Source organism: Ligilactobacillus salitolerans (assembly GCF_003864415.1).
GTDB lineage: Bacteria > Bacillota > Bacilli > Lactobacillales > Lactobacillaceae > Ligilactobacillus > Ligilactobacillus salitolerans.
In genome coordinates this window covers 23,148-38,252 of the sequence record NZ_BFFP01000028.1, presented here as the reverse complement: position 1 = coordinate 38,252, position 15,105 = coordinate 23,148, and the positions used below count along the sequence as shown (strand labels likewise).

Below are 15,105 nucleotides of genomic sequence, written 5' to 3'. Positions count from 1 at the left end.
AAGAAGAAATGTTGTTCAGTTTTGAGAGGATGGATCTTCTCAAAGAAAAATAGTGCGGTGGCGATTGCACGAAGGCTACACCTGTTCCCATGCCGAACACAGAAGTTAAGCTTCGTTACGCCACGAGTAGTTGGGGGATCGCCCCCTGTGAGGGTAGGGCGCTGCCGCGCTAAGTTTATTCCGGCATAGCTCAGTTGGTAGAGCATCTGACTGTTAATCAGGGTGTCGACGGTTCGAGTCCGCCTGCCGGAGTACTTAATAGTGTTAGGCACTATTTTTTGACCCGTTGGTCAAGTGGTTAAGACACCGCCCTTTCACGGCGGTAACATGGGTTCAAATCCCGTACGGGTCAGTTCAACTAAAGTAGTTTTGCCGGCTTAGCTCAGTTGGTAGAGCATCGGTATCGTAAACCGAGGGTCACAGGTTCGACTCCTGCAGCCGGCATTAAGGATGCTTATGCCAATAGGGTTTCAGCGTTCATTGGACAACATTTGGACAACAGAGAAATTAAATAACGAAAATTGCTTCTCATTCTGCAAGGTTTGAGGAGCTTTTTTTATTGCCAAGATTTTCCAGCAACTCTTCAATATGATCGTCAGACTTGGCTTTGTATTCGTCAATTAGATAGGCGTACTTCTTGGATGTAGTTGTCATATCAGAGTGGCCAAGCCGTTTGCTGATTGCATATAAGTCTACACCTTGAGATAGCAGGTAAGCCACATGTGAGTGTCGTAGCGAATGGAAGTGAAAGCCACGTCTATTTATTTGGCATTCAGCTAAAAGTTGTCTGAGCGTCTTGTTTGAGGCCCCAGAAGTGGGGATAGTACCATACTGGTTCTTGAATACCATTTCTGTATTGTTGTCCTTTAGTTGTCCCAGACAATTTAGCAGGTCGTCATTTACTCGGATAATTCGATTAGATGATTCAGTCTTAGCTTTCTTAAATTTTCTAGTATGCTCATCCCACGCTTTGTTGATGGTGATTGTTTTCCAGTTGAAGTTGATGTCTTTCCACGTGAGAGCAGCAATCTCTCCGATACGCATACCTGTATAGATTGCTGTCACAATCATGTACCGACTGGTGAAGTGAGGATTGAGATTTGACTTAGCGCAATCTAGCAGTTGTTTAATCTCAGCTAAGTTCAGATACTCAACTTTGCGAACTCTATCTTCATTCCATGTCAAAGTAACGTTCTGAGTGAAATCCTTAGAGATTAGATCATCAAAGACAGCCGATTTAACGCAAGATCTAACAATTGAATTGAGTTTTTTAACCGTATCTGGAGCGTGACCTTGACCGTATTCATTTATAAACTTCTGATACTTGCGACGATCCATCTTTTTAATATCTACACGCTCAAAATGTCGATGTAGCTCTCTAGCAATCATTTTATATCTGCTGGCCGTGGTAGCTGTAATCTTACTTTCTTTGTACAGCTTAAACCACTCATCAAAGTAAGCGGGGAAGGTTATCTCACGCTCCATGTTCGCACCATGTTTCAGCTGGTATTCTAGTTCTGTCGCCCAATCTTTAGCAGCTACCTTCGTGTCAAAGCCATTCTTAGACTTCTGCTTTAGCTTGCCATCAGATAATCGCCAAGAGATCGTGGCTTTCCATTTACTACCAACTTTTTTATAACTAGCCATTCTATTCATTCCTTTCTATGTTATGATAACAAAAGGACATACTTGTCCACTCAATTAGATTCAATGCACATCCTTAACTTTGGTCGGTGGGGGATGTGTTTTTTATTTACTTAAATCAAGCAAGCGAATGTTGAAACCATAGTTCAGGTTATTAACCGCAATTTTTAATTTTGGATTATCAGAAAAGTCCATATCATCTTCTTCAGCAATTTTGAACTTTCCACCTGTCAACTCATAATCAACGCTAAGCTGTGAGGCTTTAGAAGAATATTCATCAATAATTTTTTTAATTTCTTCATTCCTTTTTTTCGGAACATAACCAATCATAAATCTTTTTTCTTTAATTGTTATTTCAACTCTAATGGCATTCTTGTCATACTTGTTTTCGGGCTCGGCAACTAAATTAACTTTATCCACGCAATTAGAAAAATCTACTTCATAAAATTCAGAATAAGGCATTTCTTTAATATCACTCGCTGTGTATCCGTCATAAGGTTCAAAAAGGTCTTGCCGTTTTGCGTAGTTCACTGCTTTATTTATATCGTAGTTTGAGATGCCTGCTACTTTAAAAGCTGCAATTAACTGCCTTTCTTCACGTTCCTTTGCTTTTTGAAGTGTTTCACGTGCAGCATTAAGACGATCTTCTTGCTGCTTTTTTTCTACTTCTTTCTGTTCCTCAACCTCCATCCTATGTTTCTTAGATAAATCTGAGCCTATTTTTATAAGATATTGTTCTCCAACATCATTATTCATATCAGTAGCAAGCACTTCAGCGGTTTCCCAATCTAAATTTTCCGTTACTCCACTATCTTTTTTGCAATTAGAACAAATTATCTTGTCATCAAATATTTTATACTTAACACTAAATAGTCCTAGTTGCTTACCGCAAATCTCGCATGATTTTGCCATTGTATTTCCCCCAAAAAAATTTATTTTCAAAACATTTGTTCCCTTAAAGATTAAAATAAATAGTATACCTTCGTTTAACGTTTTCTTCCAATGAACTAGGTATACCGTAATAATACATAAAGTCTGCATAGTTGTCTGTTGATTCATCATTCACGGCACAATAATCAAGCATAAGATCAATAGCCTTGTCATTTGCTCCACATTCAACTTTAGTGTGAGCAGCAGGGGAGCAGTAATACAATGCTCCTTCATCTCCATTTAGCATGTGCCCGATTTCGTGAGCCAGTTGAAAAGGTATCTCATCCCGATTGTGCCACCTATCGTTAATCACAATTGCATTCTGATTAGGCATAGCACAAGAAGGCTTGTCTGCTGCCAGTTGATCTGTCCAAACAATACTGATGCCGTTATCAAATGCGATATTCAACAGATATTTAATGAGTTCGTTCATATATCAATTACTTCCCCCGAAGAATCCGCTTAATCAATTCTTTATCTTCATCAGATAAAGGTTTCCCCTGGTACGTCATAAATAGATCGTCATCCGCTAGATCAATGTGTTTAGGTTTACCATTCTCGCTCCCTAATAAATCTTCTTTAGTAACATTCAACACTTTAGCAATCTTGTCTAAAGTTTCAACCTTTGGATTCATATTCTTATACTGATAAAGCATGTTTTTACTCAAACCAGCTTTTTCTGCAACTTGCTGCAAGTTTAATCCACGCATTTTAGAATATTTTTTTATGTTCTCATAGACCGTCATATAGGCATTCCTCCCACACGACGAATTAAAATTACAGTTTTTTCTGTAAAATACTTGTATTTTTACAGATAGACTGTTATCATTAACTCATCAAGTAATTCAGGCAACAAGAAAGATAACTAATTCAAGATAGGCTTTGGCGAGCAAGAACTTGAAAATAGTGGTTTTCTTTTGCTTATTAAGTATGCTTTTAGTTTACAGTCTAACTGTAAAAAAGTCAATAACTTGATAGAAAAATAACAGAAAGGTGGTGACAAAGATGGTCGAGCAACAGTTAGAAGATGCAGCAGAGAATGTTAAACGAGCAATCAAGACAAAATTGATTGAACGTGGTCTGTCTCAGAAAGAGCTAGCTAATCTTCTTCATGAAGGAGTTCAGCAAACTAATCGTGCAATTTCTGGAGACACGACACCGAACTCAAAGAAGATTCGCAAGAAAATCTATTTAATCTTAGGCATGGAATAGGAAGGCGGTAATGACAATAAAAATAAAATTTATCATGAAATTATTTATTTTAAATTTGTTCTGTGGATTTATAGGTGGAACATTAGGCAGCCTTCTTGTTTATTGCTTCATGAGTAAATAAGTCACTAAAGCACCAATGATTGACCCTAATGCTCCTGAAACAAGACTAACAGCAAGCGTTACAGAATTATAATTTCTTTTTTCTGTTGACAAAGACAACTCATTAATTCCCAAAGGGGTCAAAAAATATTCTTCTATATAAAAAGCGGCATCCTTAACGCCCATTCTATAAGAAACATATTTATCTTTTACAAGATCTTGGAGCATTTCGTTTGAATTGTATTCATCTTTAAACGACTTTATTTCTTGATTTTTAATCTTTTGAAGCAAAGAAACTTGCTCTTTAGAAAGCATAATCATACCTCGTTTTTAAATCATTATACCGCAAATATAGAAAGGAAGATTTGAATGAACGAACTCATACAAGTAACAGTCCAAAATGATCAGCAACTTGTGTCAGCAAGAGAGTTGCATAAAGGGCTTGAATTAAAAAAGCATTTCACTGATTGGGTAAAGCAAAGTTTTAGAGATTTCGAAGAAGGTGAAGATTTTACAACTTCACTTTCAGGTGCAGTTGTTGGAAATGGCGCTATCAAGCCAGTTAAGGACTATGCACTAACTATCGACATGGCAAAACAGCTTTGTATGATGTCACATACAACTCAAGGAAAAATTTACCGCAAGTACTTTATCGAGCTTGAACGCAAGTGGAACGATCCGATGGAAGTTGTTAAACGTGGCTATACGATTCTCCAAGATGAGAATGCTCAACTCAAAATAGAAAATGAATCAATGAAGCCTAAAGCACTATTCGCTGATTCTGTTTCAGCAAGCAAGACGACCATCTTAATTGGCGACTTAGCAAAGGTACTGCGTGGCAATGGAGTGAACATCGGTCAGAATAGGCTGTTCCAAATTCTACGAGATGGGGGCTACTTGATTAGTCGCAAAGGTACCAGTTATAACATGCCAACTCAACGATCAATGGAATTAGGGCTATTCAGAATCAAAGAAACATCAATCACTCATTCGGATGGACATGTGACTGTAAATAAAACACCCAAGGTTACTGGTAAAGGGCAGCAGTACTTTATCAACAAGTTTTTGGCTGAAAAAGAAGCTTAGCTGAATGAAAAGCAACACGGAAAGGAAAAATAAAAATGAAATCAAAAGGAAATGTTTATCAAGCTTTAGATGTTAGGAATGGGCAACTTGAATTCTTTTCATCGAGCAAAGGAGCTCTTGAGTTGTTTACCAATCGTTATCCCAAAGCAAACGTGTCAATAATCAGTTCTAAATTGTGGCAAAAAATATGTGATCGTTTTGATTTTAGTAAATTCGATATTGACAACTTTCAGTTCGATTTGATGGATGAGCAAGCTGAAACAGCCGAAAACATGTATCTTGATGGAGTTTAAAAAGGGGCTGATTGCATGCCACAACAGTTATCTGCAACAGTAACTATCCAGATACCCGATGACAAGGTAATCGTTGATAAAGCCTATCTGGAAGAGCTCAAAGCGAACTCTATACAAGGCAAGACATGGAACTTAGAAACATTCCGCAAGCAATGCTGTTGTGGCAAGTCTGCCGATTGGGTTCGATTGTATGTGCTAACCAAATTCAGAGACGAGATTGAGGTCAAAGGCAATAAAGGCTGGGCGATTATCGGGCAAGGCAAAGGACACAAGACGATTATCTTTGCCGACAAGGCCTGTAAATGGATGTCAGATAACATTTACCGTATTGACTTTAACAAGCAACTACCGAAGGGATGAATAAATTGGCTTATGTGATTCAAGTTGTTGTTGAGATTGTCGCTTTAGTCCTAGTTTTAACCAGCTGTGCATTTGGCTTAAAGGCTGCATTAAAAACGTTCAAAGAACAGGATGAGCAAGATGAATGGGAGTGATCTAAATGCTGTCGTCAAGAAAGCAAAAACAGAGCATCGCACGGTTGAGTTGCTGGAATATGTGTTATCGCAAACCGACCGTTATGCAGAGCCGAAAGCGTATCAGAAGCTTGTTTCGATGCTTGATAAAGAAAGGAAGTTGAGCAATGGACTTCTTTAAAGGCTGTTTTACAGCGATATTTCTGACATTACCGATTTGGGGAACTATCTTAATTCTGCTGATCGAATTATGCAGATAGAAAGGAGTGAGAACGATGAAGGAGTTAGCAGCATTGTTGTTTCTGCAAGGAAAACAAGAAGAAGCAGATTTACTTTTAGATCTAAGTGCAAAAAAATAGCCACGAATGGGGTTCGTGACTATCAGTAGAAGTAATTCACAGGGCAAATAGGTACTAAATATAGTGCCAAGGCTAGTATACCACTGGAGGTAGCAGATGAACGAATTAATGTTGAAAGATTTTTCTGTTGAGTATCAAGCTCCAAAAATCACTGTCGAAAATGAGCAAGATTTGGCTCAAGCAATTGAACTGTATTCCAAGAAATATAACGGCCTGGTGGTAACCGATGAGACGCTGCCAGATGCAAAAAAGGCTCGCGCTGATCTCAACAAGTTATCCAAGGCAATCAACGACAGACGCAAGGAAATCAAGAAGGGCTACAATCAGCCACTCAAAGAGTTCGAAACAAAGATCAAACAGTGGGACAGCAACTTACACGATGCAATGGCTGGTATTGATGATGGCATCCATGAGATGGAAGAGCTGCAGACGGCTGAACGTACTAAGAAGGTTGAACAAACTATCACTGAAATGGCTCCTAACTATGGTGTTGAGCCTGGCGAGATTGAAATGAAGAGTCGATGGGCCACGAAGTCAATCTCACACAAAAAGCTGCTTGATGAAATCGCTGGAGAGATGAACTTTGTCAAGCGGCGCCACGAGCAGTTGGCAATGGTCCAGAAATATTGCGAAGACAAAGGCTTGTCGTTTGAACCATACAAACGTCTAGCAGAAACATTCGATCCGCTGGAAGTTATGAAACAAATTGATGCTGATGTTGAGTATGAAGAGCATCGAAAAGAAGCACAAAAGGCTGCTAAACAAGCTGAGATTGAGAAACAAAAAGAGAATACGGTTGAAGTCAATGGCAAAGCTTTCGACAAAGAAACTGGCGAAACTGTCCGAGAAGAGCAGAAGGTTTCTTTCACACTGCAAGGTTCAAAAGAACAGATTGACGGCCTAGCTCGTTACATCATGGCAATGGGTATTCAGATTCTGGATAACAGTGAACGTGAAACTGTAATTGTAAAGGGGTAATCAAATGCATAGTGATGAAGTAAACGAAATTTTCAATGGGTTGATGTTGTTTAGATCACAATTGCAACAGCCGACAAAGGATGCTAACAATCCATTTTTCAAGCAAGGATACGTAACTTTAGAAGGTGTGATGAAGTCGATTGACCAGGGACTTAAAGGGACAGGCTTGTCGTACAGCCAAGTTGTGGCTAACGATGAACATGGTAATGTCGGGGTCAAGACAATCCTAACTCACAAGTCAGGGCAGTATCTTGAGACTGGGCTTCTATCACTCAAGCCAGAAAAGAGTAATCCGCAAGGGTACGGTTCAGCTATCACCTACGCCAAAAGATACCAACTATCAGCGCTGTTTGGTATCTCAAGTGATAAGGATGATGACGGCAACCAGGCTTCACCAAGCAACAAACCACATCAAAATTACCAGAAGCAGCAAGCACCTAAACAACAAAACAGTCCAAAAGGGAGATTGCTTGAATTCCAGAAGTTGCTAAAACAGGTAGCTGAAAAACTAAATGCTTCAACGCAAGAAGTTCAAAAAAGCTTGATTAACATTACCAAGCAAAAGCCTGAGTACGTTAAGGCAAGTGAGGTTGGCAAGCAAGACATCATGATTACCGAACTCAAGAATATGCTGCAGTCAAAGGGATGATCTAATGGATGTCTATGGCACGCTTGAAAGTGTCAGCGGTAATCGCCTAGAAATAGCGCTAGATGACGTTTTAAGCACCCAGAGTATAAGTAGATTAGCAGACAATCAAAAGCCCACAATCAAGCTAGAAATAGCCGACAACAGGCGGAGAAGTCCAGCCCAACTGAAAAAGATTTGGGCGCTGATAAACGATCTTTGTGATTACACTGGCGACATTCCCGATGAGTGGGAACAGCGATTTAAGTATATGGTCAAGCTGCACTTTGGGATAGACAGTTTCAGCCTATCAGATTGCAGTATCACCATTGCAAATCACATGATTCTGGAGATACTTAATTTTCTGTTCGAAGAAGATATTCCGTTCAAATCTAAGACCTGGGACAGCATACCTTCTGATTTTCCGAAACAAATGTTGTGCCTGAAAAACAAGCGATGTGTGATCTGCGGTAAGCCTGCTGATATTGCTCACTACACGGCAGTCGGAAGCGGCAGAAATAGAAATCACATCAACCATGTTGGCATGTATATCAACACACTTTGCCGACTGCACCACGTCACTCAACATTCGATGGGAGCTGAGAAGTTCACTGAGTATTACCATATCAAACCGATAAAGGTAACCGAAGAAATAGCTAAACAATTGCATTTAGGAAGGATAGATAAAGATGATTAATAGAACAGTTTTAGTTGGAAGATTAACGAAAGATGCAGATATGAGATATACAGGTAGTGGAGCTGCAGTTGCAACATTCAATTTGGCGGTTGATCGCCCGTTTACGAACCATGACGGGCAAAGAGAGACAGATTTTATTCGTTGTGTCATCTGGAGAAAGACAGCTGAAAACTTTGCTAATTTTACTCACAAAGGTTCATTAGTTGCCATTGATGGGCGAATTCAAACGCGAAATTATGAGAATCAGCGAGGACAGCGTGTCTATATCACCGAGGTTGTGGCTGAAAACTTTTCTCTACTTGAACCAAAACAGGATAGACCAGATCCGCAAAATCAGCAGGACGTTGACGATGGCGGATATAATGACCAATTAAAAAATGATGGGCAACAGATTGATATTCAAGATGACGATTTACCCTTCTGATTTAAGGAGTGATTACAATGACCAAGATTATTAAACAGCGCCAGAAAGGTTTCACAACAATTGATAACAAAGTAATCAGAGATGACAAGTTGAGCTGGAAAGCGCGTGGAATATTCGCCTATCTCTGGAGTCAAGCTGATGATTGGAACTTTTATGAGACAGAAATAGCTAAGCATTCTGCAGATGGAAGAGATTCTTTAAGAAGCGGCTTAAAAGAGCTTGAAACTGTTGGCTATCTTAAAAGAAAACGAGTCAGAAATGGTAAGGGACAAGTAACGGATTCAGAATGGATACTGACTGACAAACCTATGTTGAATGAACCTATGTTGAAAAATCCTACACAGGTTAATACAACACTAAGAAATACTAACTTAAAGAATAATCAACTAGAAGAAATACTAACAGAAAGAAAAGAGAATAGTGCAATTGTCATTGCACCACGCTCATTGGCAAGTGAGTTTGAAGAAATTTGGAATCAATACCCAAATAAGAAGGGTAAGCAACAAGCGTTTAATCACTATAAAGCTTGGAGAAAGAAATCTTCAAAAAATACAAATGAGTATCTGTTTGAAAAGCTTGAGCTGTATAAAAAGCATCTAGCTGCTAATTCATGGAAACAGCCAATGAATGGAGCTACATGGTTTAACGGAAGGTTTGACGACCAGCTAGAAGTTGAACAGAAACCGCAGGAGAGATTCTATGAGTGAGTTTAAATCATTGAAGCAAGCTTTCGACCAAAGAAAAATTGTAGAGCTTGCTAAGGCAAAGAATGTTGATCTAAATAGCTTGCCGAGTAAAGCTGACCTTGAGCGTAGAACTATTGATTATGCTCATCAAAAGTTGCGTGAAGAACAAGCTACTTTCTACTACAACAATTCAGTTTGGGCTGGTGACGAGCTGCACTTTACTTTTGAGCAATGGAACCCTAGCAAGCAGAAAGATAGTCAACTGGCTAGAGAAATCGGCAAACAAGCATTTATTTACGCTGAGCAACTTAAAATTAAACAGTTCAATGTGATTTTGCTAGGCGACCCTAGAGTTGGCAAAACATCACTAGCGATGGCGATGCTGGATAAGCTACAGAAAGCTGACAAGTCAATCATGTTTGTATCAACTGCAGAGTTGGCTGGATTGATTAGCAATCAATACGACTTTCCAGATGTAAAAGCAAAACTACAGAGAATAGAAAAATCAATGAAGAAGGTAGATGTGTTGTTACTAGATGACTTTGGTACGGAAGGCGGACAAGTTGAAGGCAAGGCTAGAGTGGTCAGAAAAGATATGCAAGACTTCATGTATCGGATCGCCAATGCACGGTGCAAGTTCAACAGCAACACTGCTGGACATATCACTATTATCACGACTAACAACAATCAGCAAGAGATCAATACGATGTACGATGGCAAGATTGTCAGCAGACTGTTCCCTAAGCCTGGCAAGACTAGTCACCGTATCACGTTTAACAAGATGGGAGATGTACGCAATGTCGATTGAGTGTTCTACATGTGAGAATGTCGGCAGCATCTGGCTACAGACTGATTGCGGATTTGCAAAAGCTGTTCAGTGTCCAGAATGCAAAGGAAAGAGCCACAAAGAGTTTGATGTCGCAGCTATGCGAGCTAAGTTGCAGAAACGAATTGCTGAAAAGGGGGCTGCTGTAATTGGATAATACAAAAGATAGCTATATAGAAAAGTATAGGCCTAAAACAATGAAAGTAGAATTATTCAACGATCACTTCCAAAATTTTAAACGATATGGAATACCTAAAGCACAACTAGTTATTGCAGACATTCCCTACAACTTGGCTAATAACGCTTATGCAAGTTCGCCTGAATGGTACAACGATGGCGAGATTGAGAAAGGTGAAAGTAAGAAAGCTAATGCAGCTTTCTTCGACACTGATGTTGATTTTAGAATTGCTGAGTATATGCACTTTTGCTCTCGTATGTTGGTTAACGAACCAAAAGGCAAAGGAAAAGCACCGGCAATGATTGTGTTTTGCGCCTTTCAACAATTACAGATGGTAATTGAATATGGTGAGCGTTACGGTTTTAAACACTACATTCCGCTGGTGTTTATCAAGAAATCAAGTGCGCAAGTTCTTAAAGCAAACATGAAGATTGTAGGAGCAACTGAGTACGCATTAGTTTTGTATCGAGACAAACTGCCTAAATTTAACAATGACGGCATGATGGTTCGCAATTGGTTCCATTGGGATACTGATAACACCTACCCGAAAATTCACCCAACGCAAAAACCTGTGCCAGTCTTGAAACGATTGATAGAAATATTTACGGATCCGGGGGACGTAGTAATTGACCCTGTTGCTGGTAGTGGTTCAACTTTGCGAGCTGCATGCGAGCTTAATCGCAGTGCATATGGATTTGAAATTAAGAAAGACACATTCAAGTTAGCTAACGAAAAAATGTTAAATCATGCGGAAATGTCATTATTAGCACTTTAAAGGAGCGTGAACTAAATGACCAAATATTACCGAGGACGCACGCAAGAGCAGTGGGACTGGCTGATAGATAAGCTAGGAATTGATTTTATGTGGGACGTCAGAAATGAACCAGAAATTGTTTATTACGATGAAGAAGATGACGACCTGGAAGAAGATTACGGCTTGTATATTGGCCCAACTGAAACCAAGGAAATTATCGAAGTCAGCGAGTTAATGGAGGATGAGAAAATGGAAAACGAAGATTATGTAACGATCAAGGATGAAGATTTGGAAGAAGTACATTGGGAAACAAACTATGGACGCACTAGTTTTATTTACCATGACAAAAATGGTGAAAAATATGCCCATGAACAATTTCTACCAGCTAGTCTAAGCATCCCCAAGTCACCGCTTTATCCGAAAGTCCGCATGACCACAGCAGAAAAGGCGGAGTTTGATAAATTGGACAAAGAAATGTCGCTTTATAATGCATTGACTGAGATTCAAGACACATGTGGAGCTTTATACGAGCGCATCTACGACCACACAAACGCATCCACACCAGAGTTCGAGCTGGAGTTTGCTCGTGCTTGGGCTGATCCTAGTCTGATTGAGGTTCTGCCAGAGCCGAGATGGAATGTGAAGGTGTACAAGCTGGAACATGAGGAAATGTTTTATTTCAAACAATACGGTGGCACATTGGGCTGGGGAGCAGAACCCGACGATGATGACCCAGATTGCCAATTCACCGCCGCAGAGTTCAAGCAATACGGCTTGGACGGGGATTTGTTCGAGAAAGTTGAGGTACAGGAATGAAACTAATTAGATATATTCCAGCTTTATTGCTGGTCGGGCTAGCGTCTTGGGTAGCTTGGAGCTTGATTGATTTAGGCGGTAAGACAGGCGCTGTTGTAGCGCTAAGCATCGTGCTCTATTGGGTGCTAAACACGATGATGCCGCTAGTTTTGTCAAAGGACGAGTGAGGCATAGTGATGAAATTACAGTTTGATATTAGTCCGGTAGCTCAAGCAAGACCTAGAGCAACAAGGATGGGGCAGGGTATCCGCTTGTATGATCCAAAGAAAACAGCCGAATTTAAGAAAGGGCTACGTCTGTTAGCTCAAGCTGAGCATGTCGAGCCACTACAAGATGCTTTGAGAATTGAAATCTGGTTCTATCGGGCGGTACAGAAAAGCATTAGCAAGAAAGAACATGCTAGACGGATAACAGGCATTATCAGACCGATTGTTAAACCGGATGTTGACAATTACATTAAATCAACACTAGACGGATTAAACGGCATTCTATGGCGAGATGATGCACAAATCGTTGATTTGGTTGCTCATAAATGTTATGCAGAACATCCACGAATTGAAATCGAATTGGAGGAAATCAGTTGATTAGGCACGGAGAAAACGACCATCGCATTAGATTTGAGATGAGAGACAGAATACAGAAAACGATGAGATACATGGATAGCAAGTATGGATATGGTTGGGGGCAAAACAAGAAGGCTTGTGCTGATCCGAAACTTATGCTTTGCCAGTTATGGATCAAGCAGCATGATGACAGTTCAGTATCTGCATTCTTCGAAAGTGAACTTAATCGAAAAATCTACGATCTACGTATGGCAGGAGAGGGACAGAAATATATATCTGAAATGCTAGATATAAACATGAGCTTGGTTCACGGCAGACTGAATTATCTCAAGAGAAACAAGCTGCTAGATGATGCGCCACCGATAATCAACCGGAGAAACTTCAACATTAAAATCGAAATGCCACCACGTGATGAGATTGAATCTCTAATAGCTAGCGGAGTAGTCTATCAGAGCTTGGCTAAGAAATATGAAGTATCGAGAACGACCATCGCCACTTGGGTTACCCGATACGGTTTAGACGATCTAGCGGAGACCGTGCGCAGGCAGAAACTAACCTATGTTGTCATCTACCAAGGCAAGACTAGAGAGTATAGAACCGCAGACGAATGTTCAGCCACGCTCAACTTTACCAAGAGTAAGATTCATAAAATCAAAGCAAAGAAGGACGGCTGGCGTGGAATGAGAATATTGAGTGGTTTCGACTATCGCAGGGAGATGCAGAAAGTTTAAGGGAGGTAACGGCAGGTGAAACGGAGTGTATTTAATTACTTAGCAGAAATCATTAGAGATTATCCGAATACAAGCAAGTACATTTCAGACAGGCGACAAGAAATCATCTATCGGCATCAAGAAGAAGTTGATGAGAATATCGGTGGTGGCAGACAGCAAGGAAAGAGAGATGAGTCTGGCGAAAAAATGGTTATAACGTTGGCTATGGATAAGAGGCTTAGAGTTTTAGAAGAACATGCTCACGCAGTAGAGAAGTGTTTGAAAAAATGTGCAACCTATGAAGGCGTCGGGCTACTTGATCAGATAACTTACGATATCATCTACGAGTTATATATTACTGATCTTCAACGCTATTCGCTAGAAGGAGTTGCAATGGAGTGCCATCTGTCAGTGAGACAAGCTAGAAATCGGAGAGAAGCTTTCTTCGAAGAACTAGCAAAAGAACTAGGTATAAAAACAAGCTAAACTTCCGAAAGAGTGCCGTTTTTAAGGCTTTAAAATTATAAAATGGTAGTATAGAAAATTTATCAAGGGATGCGCATAGCGTGTCCTTTTTTGTGTAGGAAGGTGCAAAAGTGAAGTGGACTCAAGAACAAATTGACAAAGCAGTTGAGTATAAAAATAAAGGCTATTCCAGTTTTCAAATTTCTAAAGCCATGAATGGAGTGAAGTCTGCTGCATCTATCCGCAGAAAACTCCATCGTATTGGCGAAAGCATTGAAGATACTACGTCTATTGAAAACGATGATGGTACGCAGTCTAGTTCAACTATTCTGGAAGTAATGAAAGGGCAAGAGCTAACACCCGAAGATATTCTCAAGGCACATCATTACGATCCGACAAAGTGGGAATTAGTTAGGAATACATCTAATTACTGGAAGAGTAAGCCCGAGAGTACGTTATATCAAAGTAAAATTACACTCAAACCTAAGACAGGAATAGAACTAGATGAATTGATTGAGTTGGTAAATAAAGAAGTTAAGCCAGTTCAATTTGAAACTATCCAGACTGGCGAACATAACCTAGTGATTACATTGGCTGACTTGCACTTTGGAGTGATGACATTTGCTGATATGCGTCACGTTCTAGATCAGTTAGTTAATTTAGTTGCTAAAGGATACAAGACCATCGACATACTTATGCTAGGTGACACATTCCACTCGGACTTTGTTAATAAGTCTGAGACAGTCAATGGCACCATGCTAGACGCAGTTAATATGCCACAAGCGATTGAAGATGCTAAATCATTTTTCTATCTGCTAATTAAGAAGTGTGTTGAGAACTCTGAGAATACTGAAATTAAGTTTGTGGGCGGTAATCATTCTTTCAGTTTAGAATATATGTTCGTTGAAGTGTTGAAAGCTATGTTCCCACAAGTTGACATTGATTTAAATAACAAATACCGATCAGCGTTTATGCTGGATAACGTAGCAATCATGATGTTGCATGGAGATGTGGCAGTTAAGAAAGCACCGATGCTATTTGCCACTGAGTACAGTAAGCTGTGGGGCAAAGCAAAGCATAGATTCATATTCAGTGGTCACTATCATTACGAACACGTCAAAGATGATTCTGGTGTAGTTACTTATCAAGTGGGGACACCAAAGAAAAATGATAACTACGAATTGAAGAATGGATATACTATGGCGAATCACAAGCAAGAAGCATTTGAGTTTACGCCAGATGATTTACACGCTGTCTACTATTTAGACGCTAAGGCTGGTGATTAGA

At 39.8% G+C, this 15,105-nt stretch carries 24 protein-coding genes, 3 tRNA genes and 1 rRNA gene; 23 read left to right on the top strand and 5 right to left on the bottom strand.

What is annotated here, in order from left to right:
* Positions 1-53: 53 nt before the first annotated feature.
* The 4 genes from rrf to LFYK43_RS08450 all read left to right on the top strand — a co-directional run bounded on the left by rrf (position 54) and on the right by LFYK43_RS08450 (position 444).
* Positions 54-170, top strand: a 5S ribosomal RNA gene (rrf, locus tag LFYK43_RS08465).
* 9 nt (positions 171-179) lie between these two features.
* Positions 180-252, top strand: a tRNA-Asn gene (locus LFYK43_RS08460).
* A gap of 28 nt (positions 253-280) precedes the next feature.
* A tRNA-Glu gene (locus LFYK43_RS08455) sits at positions 281-352 on the top strand.
* 19 nt (positions 353-371) lie between these two features.
* Positions 372-444 (top strand) — tRNA-Thr (locus LFYK43_RS08450).
* An 84-nt stretch (positions 445-528) separates the two neighbouring features.
* Here LFYK43_RS08450 and LFYK43_RS08445 read toward each other — a convergent pair.
* The 4 genes from LFYK43_RS08445 to LFYK43_RS08430 form a co-directional block, all read right to left on the bottom strand.
* A complete protein-coding gene (locus LFYK43_RS08445; RefSeq protein ID WP_124977342.1) occupies positions 529-1,647 on the bottom strand; it encodes a site-specific integrase in 1,119 nt (372 codons plus the stop codon).
* Between the two features lie 102 nt (positions 1,648-1,749).
* Positions 1,750-2,556, bottom strand: a complete 807-nt coding sequence (locus LFYK43_RS08440) for an HIRAN domain-containing protein (RefSeq protein ID WP_158609220.1) — start codon at positions 2,554-2,556, stop codon at positions 1,750-1,752.
* 43 nt (positions 2,557-2,599) lie between these two features.
* On the bottom strand, positions 2,600-3,007 hold the full coding sequence (locus LFYK43_RS08435; protein WP_124977338.1) for an ImmA/IrrE family metallo-endopeptidase: 408 nt from the start codon (positions 3,005-3,007) through the stop codon (positions 2,600-2,602).
* 7 nt (positions 3,008-3,014) lie between these two features.
* Complete coding sequence (locus LFYK43_RS08430) at positions 3,015-3,320, bottom strand: helix-turn-helix domain-containing protein (RefSeq protein ID WP_124977336.1); 306 nt, start codon at positions 3,318-3,320, stop codon at positions 3,015-3,017.
* Between the two features lie 259 nt (positions 3,321-3,579).
* Between LFYK43_RS08430 and LFYK43_RS08425 the strand changes: the two genes are divergently transcribed.
* A complete protein-coding gene (locus LFYK43_RS08425; RefSeq protein ID WP_124977334.1) occupies positions 3,580-3,786 on the top strand; it encodes a helix-turn-helix domain-containing protein in 207 nt (68 codons plus the stop codon).
* Between the two features lie 99 nt (positions 3,787-3,885).
* Here LFYK43_RS08425 and LFYK43_RS08420 read toward each other — a convergent pair whose 3' ends face one another.
* Positions 3,886-4,200, bottom strand: a complete 315-nt coding sequence (locus LFYK43_RS08420; protein WP_124977332.1) for a hypothetical protein — start codon at positions 4,198-4,200, stop codon at positions 3,886-3,888.
* Positions 4,201-4,254: 54 nt separating this feature from the next.
* Here LFYK43_RS08420 and LFYK43_RS08415 point away from each other — a divergent pair, with 54 nt between their 5' ends.
* The 18 genes from LFYK43_RS08415 to LFYK43_RS08345 all read left to right on the top strand — a co-directional run bounded on the left by LFYK43_RS08415 (position 4,255) and on the right by LFYK43_RS08345 (position 15,104).
* On the top strand, positions 4,255-4,971 hold the full coding sequence (locus LFYK43_RS08415; RefSeq protein WP_124977330.1) for a phage antirepressor KilAC domain-containing protein: 717 nt from the start codon (positions 4,255-4,257) through the stop codon (positions 4,969-4,971).
* Positions 4,972-5,006: 35 nt separating this feature from the next.
* Positions 5,007-5,264: a hypothetical protein gene (locus LFYK43_RS08410; protein WP_124977328.1), complete on the top strand. Its 258-nt coding sequence runs from the start codon at positions 5,007-5,009 to the stop codon at positions 5,262-5,264.
* A gap of 15 nt (positions 5,265-5,279) precedes the next feature.
* Positions 5,280-5,624, top strand: a complete 345-nt coding sequence (locus LFYK43_RS08405) for a DUF771 domain-containing protein (RefSeq protein ID WP_124977327.1) — start codon at positions 5,280-5,282, stop codon at positions 5,622-5,624.
* Positions 5,621-5,758 carry a hypothetical protein gene (locus LFYK43_RS12595; RefSeq protein ID WP_158609219.1) on the top strand — a complete coding sequence of 46 codons (138 nt, stop codon included), beginning with the start codon at positions 5,621-5,623 and terminating at the stop codon, positions 5,756-5,758. The genes LFYK43_RS08405 and LFYK43_RS12595 overlap by 4 nt, the downstream gene beginning before the upstream one ends.
* Positions 5,745-5,918: a hypothetical protein gene (locus LFYK43_RS12590; RefSeq protein ID WP_158609218.1), complete on the top strand. Its 174-nt coding sequence runs from the start codon at positions 5,745-5,747 to the stop codon at positions 5,916-5,918. Before LFYK43_RS12595 ends, LFYK43_RS12590 begins: the two co-directional genes overlap by 14 nt.
* A gap of 274 nt (positions 5,919-6,192) precedes the next feature.
* Positions 6,193-7,074, top strand: a complete 882-nt coding sequence (locus LFYK43_RS08400) for a DUF1351 domain-containing protein (RefSeq protein WP_124977325.1) — start codon at positions 6,193-6,195, stop codon at positions 7,072-7,074.
* 4 nt (positions 7,075-7,078) lie between these two features.
* Positions 7,079-7,723: an ERF family protein gene (locus tag LFYK43_RS08395; protein ID WP_124977323.1), complete on the top strand. Its 645-nt coding sequence runs from the start codon at positions 7,079-7,081 to the stop codon at positions 7,721-7,723.
* A 4-nt stretch (positions 7,724-7,727) separates the two neighbouring features.
* Positions 7,728-8,396 (top strand): putative HNHc nuclease, encoded by a 669-nt coding sequence (locus LFYK43_RS08390; protein WP_124977321.1) that lies wholly within the window; start codon positions 7,728-7,730, stop codon positions 8,394-8,396.
* Positions 8,389-8,820, top strand: a complete 432-nt coding sequence (ssb, locus tag LFYK43_RS08385) for a single-stranded DNA-binding protein (RefSeq protein WP_124977319.1) — start codon at positions 8,389-8,391, stop codon at positions 8,818-8,820. The genes LFYK43_RS08390 and ssb overlap by 8 nt, the downstream gene beginning before the upstream one ends.
* A gap of 17 nt (positions 8,821-8,837) precedes the next feature.
* Complete coding sequence (locus LFYK43_RS08380; RefSeq protein WP_124977317.1) at positions 8,838-9,527, top strand: helix-turn-helix domain-containing protein; 690 nt, start codon at positions 8,838-8,840, stop codon at positions 9,525-9,527.
* Complete coding sequence (locus tag LFYK43_RS08375; RefSeq protein WP_124977315.1) at positions 9,520-10,314, top strand: ATP-binding protein; 795 nt, start codon at positions 9,520-9,522, stop codon at positions 10,312-10,314. Before LFYK43_RS08380 ends, LFYK43_RS08375 begins: the two co-directional genes overlap by 8 nt.
* Before the next feature lie 215 nt (positions 10,315-10,529).
* On the top strand, positions 10,530-11,285 hold the full coding sequence (locus LFYK43_RS08370; protein ID WP_124977352.1) for a DNA-methyltransferase: 756 nt from the start codon (positions 10,530-10,532) through the stop codon (positions 11,283-11,285).
* 15 nt (positions 11,286-11,300) lie between these two features.
* The gene (locus LFYK43_RS08365; RefSeq protein ID WP_124977313.1) at positions 11,301-12,080 is read left to right on the top strand and encodes a hypothetical protein; all 780 of its coding nucleotides are present in this window, start codon (positions 11,301-11,303) and stop codon (positions 12,078-12,080) included.
* The gene (locus LFYK43_RS12585; RefSeq protein WP_158609217.1) at positions 12,077-12,247 is read left to right on the top strand and encodes a hypothetical protein; all 171 of its coding nucleotides are present in this window, start codon (positions 12,077-12,079) and stop codon (positions 12,245-12,247) included. Before LFYK43_RS08365 ends, LFYK43_RS12585 begins: the two co-directional genes overlap by 4 nt.
* A gap of 9 nt (positions 12,248-12,256) precedes the next feature.
* Entirely contained in the window at positions 12,257-12,664 is a 408-nt protein-coding gene (locus LFYK43_RS08360) for a RusA family crossover junction endodeoxyribonuclease (protein ID WP_124977311.1), read from the top strand.
* Positions 12,665-12,735: 71 nt separating this feature from the next.
* Entirely contained in the window at positions 12,736-13,374 is a 639-nt protein-coding gene (locus LFYK43_RS08355) for a hypothetical protein (RefSeq protein ID WP_124977309.1), read from the top strand.
* 15 nt (positions 13,375-13,389) lie between these two features.
* Positions 13,390-13,839, top strand: coding sequence for a DUF722 domain-containing protein (locus LFYK43_RS08350; RefSeq protein ID WP_124977307.1), 450 nt, complete (start codon positions 13,390-13,392; stop codon positions 13,837-13,839).
* Positions 13,840-13,949: 110 nt separating this feature from the next.
* Positions 13,950-15,104: a metallophosphoesterase family protein gene (locus LFYK43_RS08345; RefSeq protein ID WP_124977305.1), complete on the top strand. Its 1,155-nt coding sequence runs from the start codon at positions 13,950-13,952 to the stop codon at positions 15,102-15,104.
* The last annotated feature ends 1 nt before the right edge of the window (position 15,105 follow it).